The organism is Streptomyces sp. BR123, from assembly GCF_013401435.1.
Taxonomy (GTDB): domain Bacteria; phylum Actinomycetota; class Actinomycetes; order Streptomycetales; family Streptomycetaceae; genus Streptomyces.
The window spans coordinates 1-3201 of the sequence record NZ_JACBGN010000485.1; the positions used below are offsets into that span (position 1 = coordinate 1).

A 3201-nucleotide genomic window follows, 5' to 3' on the forward strand; every position below is an offset into this window, starting at 1 on the left:
GGCCCCGTCCCCCGGCCCGGCTCCGGCCCGCGAGAACGGGTCGCGAGAGCGGCGGGCGAGCGGGAGAGCGCGGTCAGCTGCCCGGGTACCCCAGTTCCTCGTCGATGTCCTCGCCCTCGGCCTCCAGGGCGCGGCGCACCACGCGCAGGGCCATGCCCTCCGGGTATCCCTTGCGGGCGAGCATCCCGGCCAGGCGACGGATCCGCTTCTCCCGGTCCAGGCCCCGGGTGGCGCGGAGCTTGCGCTCGACGAGTTCGCGGGCGGTCTGCTCCTCCTGCTCGGAGTCCAGCTGCTCCAGGGCCTCCTGGACGAGGGAGGCCTGCACCCCCTTGGTCCGCAGTTCCTGGGCGAGGGCCCTGCGGGCGAGGCCCCGGCCGCGGTGGCGCGACTCGACCCAGGCGCCGGCGAAGGCGGCGTCGTCGATCAGGCCCACCTCCTCGAACCGGGAGAGGACCTCCTGCGCCACCTCCTCGGCGATGCCCCGTTTGGCCAGGGCGTCCGCGAGCTGGCGCCGGGTGCGCGGCATCCCGGTGAGCAGGCGCAGGCAGATCGCCCGCGCCTGTTCCTCGGGGCTCTGGGGCGGCGGCTCCGGCTCGGCCCTCGTCGTGCCGGAGCCGTCGCCCCCTTCGTGTTCCCGCATCGGGTCAGCTCTTGGCAGCGGCGGTCTTGGCCGCCTTCGCCTTCGCCGCCGGGACGGGAACGCTCTTGGCCTCGCCGTCGCCGGCGGCCGTCTCCTCCGCGGAGGTCTCGCCGGGCTGAGCACCCTTGCGGACACCGACGCCGAGCTTCTCCTTGATCTTCCGCTCGATCTCGTTCGCGAGGTCCGGGTTGTCCTTCAGGAAGTTGCGGGCGTTCTCCTTGCCCTGGCCGAGCTGGTCGCCCTCGTACGTGTACCAGGCGCCGGCCTTGCGGATGAAGCCGTGCTCCACGCCCATGTCGATCAGACCGCCCTCGCGGCTGATGCCCTGGCCGTAGAGGATGTCGAACTCGGCCTGCTTGAAGGGCGGCGCGACCTTGTTCTTGACGATCTTGCAGCGGGTGCGGTTGCCGACCGCCTCCGTGCCGTCCTTCAGGGTCTCGATGCGGCGGATGTCGATGCGCACCGAGGCGTAGAACTTCAGCGCCCGGCCACCGGTGGTGGTCTCCGGGGAGCCGAACATGACGCCGATCTTCTCGCGGAGCTGGTTGATGAAGATCGCGGTGGTCTTGGACTGGTTGAGCGCGCTGGTGATCTTGCGGAGGGCCTGGCTCATCAGGCGGGCCTGGAGGCCGACGTGCGAGTCGCCCATCTCGCCCTCGATCTCCGCCCGCGGCACGAGGGCGGCGACGGAGTCGATGACGATGAGGTCGAGGGCGCCGGAGCGGACCAGCATGTCCACGATCTCCAGGGCCTGCTCACCGGTGTCCGGCTGAGACAGGATCAGGTTGTCGGTGTCGACGCCGAGGGCCCGCGCGTACTCCGGGTCGAGCGCGTGCTCGGCGTCCACGAAGGCCACGGTGCCGCCGGCCTTCTGCGCGTTGGCCACGGCGTGCAGGGTCAGGGTGGTCTTGCCGGAGGACTCCGGACCGTAGATCTCGACGACGCGGCCGCGCGGCAGGCCGCCGACGCCGAGGGCGATGTCGAGGGCGGTCGACCCGGTGGGGATGACCTCGATGGGCTCGTTCGGCCGGTCGCCGAGGCGCATGACCGCACCCTTGCCGAATTGCCGTTCAATCTGTGCGAGAGCGGCGTCGAGAGCCTTCTCGCGGTCGGTGCCTGCCATGGGTTCCACCCGGTTTGCTTGAGTCGATCGCTTCACGCCATTGACGCTAACGCCTGCCACTGACAATGCGCCGCCGCGCCGGTTCGGCTGTGGATAACCAATCAGAATGGATGTTCGATTTCCCTGTCAAGCCGGACTCCCGCGGCCCGGCAGGCACCTCCATGACCAGGCGTTTCGGTCACCCGTGAGCGCGTGAGCGGGCCGCGCGGAGCACCGCGGCCGCCCCTGACGGGCGGCCTGCTGTGCCCGGTCACACATCCGGCAGCAGGAGCCACACCTCGGAGAGGCCGAGGCCGTGGCTGCGGTTCACCACCCCGCAGGAGCAGCCCAGGGCGACCCGGCGCCAGTCGCAGGCCGCCGCCCACGGGCCGTCCGCGCCCCCGCACCCCCGCACCCCCGGCAGCGGACGGGCCCGCCGCGGCCAGGGCGGCGAACAGCTCGACCAGCCCGGGGAGCAGGGCCTCGCCCGCCCCGGTCGGCGGCGCCACCGCGTCGGCCGACGCCCCCGGGGCGCGCCCGTATCGCGGGGCGGCCGCCGCAGCCGACGGGCTCGGGACGGCGTACCAGGGCAGGAGGGCCCGCGCGACGCCGGCCGGGAGGACTGCGGCGGGCGGGCTGACGGCACCGGCATCGAGGTGGTGGAGGGCGGTGCGCAGGATGCGCTGGAGCCGCCGGTCCCGGTCCGCGGCCCGTACCCGCGCCGTCGCGGGCCGCCGGGCCGGAAGCGGGGCGGCGAGGCGGGCCAGGACGGCGGCTGCCGCCTCGGCGTCCGCCCGGGCGGGACGCCACTGTCCGGCGGCGAGGAGCCGCCGGGCCCGCCCGGACTCCCGGGCCAGCGCGCATGTCGGCAGGGGCTGGCCGTCGGCTGCGACTCCTTGGACGTCACGTCCGTGCGCCACGAAGACCCCTCCCATTCCGTTCCGCATAGGCCACGATCCGCCCGGGCGCCGCCGGAAGCGGCGACGGGCGCCCCGCCCCCTCGCATCAACGCATTCGATTCTCTGGGCACCGCCGGGGCGGCGGGCAGCATTTCCCGACGGCAGGCGCAACGCGCGGGTCTCCGCGGAGCGCCGCCTCGACCCGCGTCAGGAATCCGGCGCGGTCGTCATGCCTGACCACGCCCGGTCCCGGTGGCCCGGCGGCCCGGCAGCAGCCGACGACCCCGCCCGCGCCGGCCGGCATGCGGACGACCGGGGTCCGGGCGGCCGCCCGAAGGGACCGGCTCGCGCCACCAGAACACGGGGTAGCGCACCGCGCCGGCCCGGGCGCGGGAGGCCGCCGTTCCGGCCAGGACCAGCAGCAGGGCCGCGCCCGCCAGCAGCGGCACGAAGACCTCCGGCTGCGGAGCCTGGAGCACCACCACGACGGTCGTGGCGGCAGCAGGTGAATGCGGGGTGCGGGCCAGGGTCATGAGCCCCACGGCCGCCCCGGCCCCGAG

General features: G+C 74.4%; 4 protein-coding genes. All 4 read right to left on the reverse strand.

The features are described from left to right. Positions 1 to 73 precede the first annotated feature (73 nt). Positions 74 to 763, reverse strand: coding sequence for a recombination regulator RecX (recX, locus tag HYE82_RS35345; protein ID WP_179178326.1), 690 nt, complete (start codon positions 761 to 763; stop codon positions 74 to 76). Beyond that, positions 645 to 1763 carry a recombinase RecA gene (gene recA, locus HYE82_RS35350; RefSeq protein ID WP_179178325.1) on the reverse strand — a complete coding sequence of 373 codons (1119 nt, stop codon included), beginning with the start codon at positions 1761 to 1763 and terminating at the stop codon, positions 645 to 647. The genes recX and recA overlap by 119 nt, the downstream gene beginning before the upstream one ends. A 250-nt stretch (positions 1764 to 2013) precedes the next feature. Continuing rightward, complete coding sequence (locus tag HYE82_RS37395; RefSeq protein ID WP_218783419.1) at positions 2014 to 2157, reverse strand: hypothetical protein; 144 nt, start codon at positions 2155 to 2157, stop codon at positions 2014 to 2016. A gap of 711 nt (positions 2158 to 2868) precedes the next feature. Next, on the reverse strand, positions 2869 to 3201 hold a 333-nt coding region (locus HYE82_RS38755), incomplete at its 5' end, for an HPP family protein (RefSeq protein ID WP_256988154.1).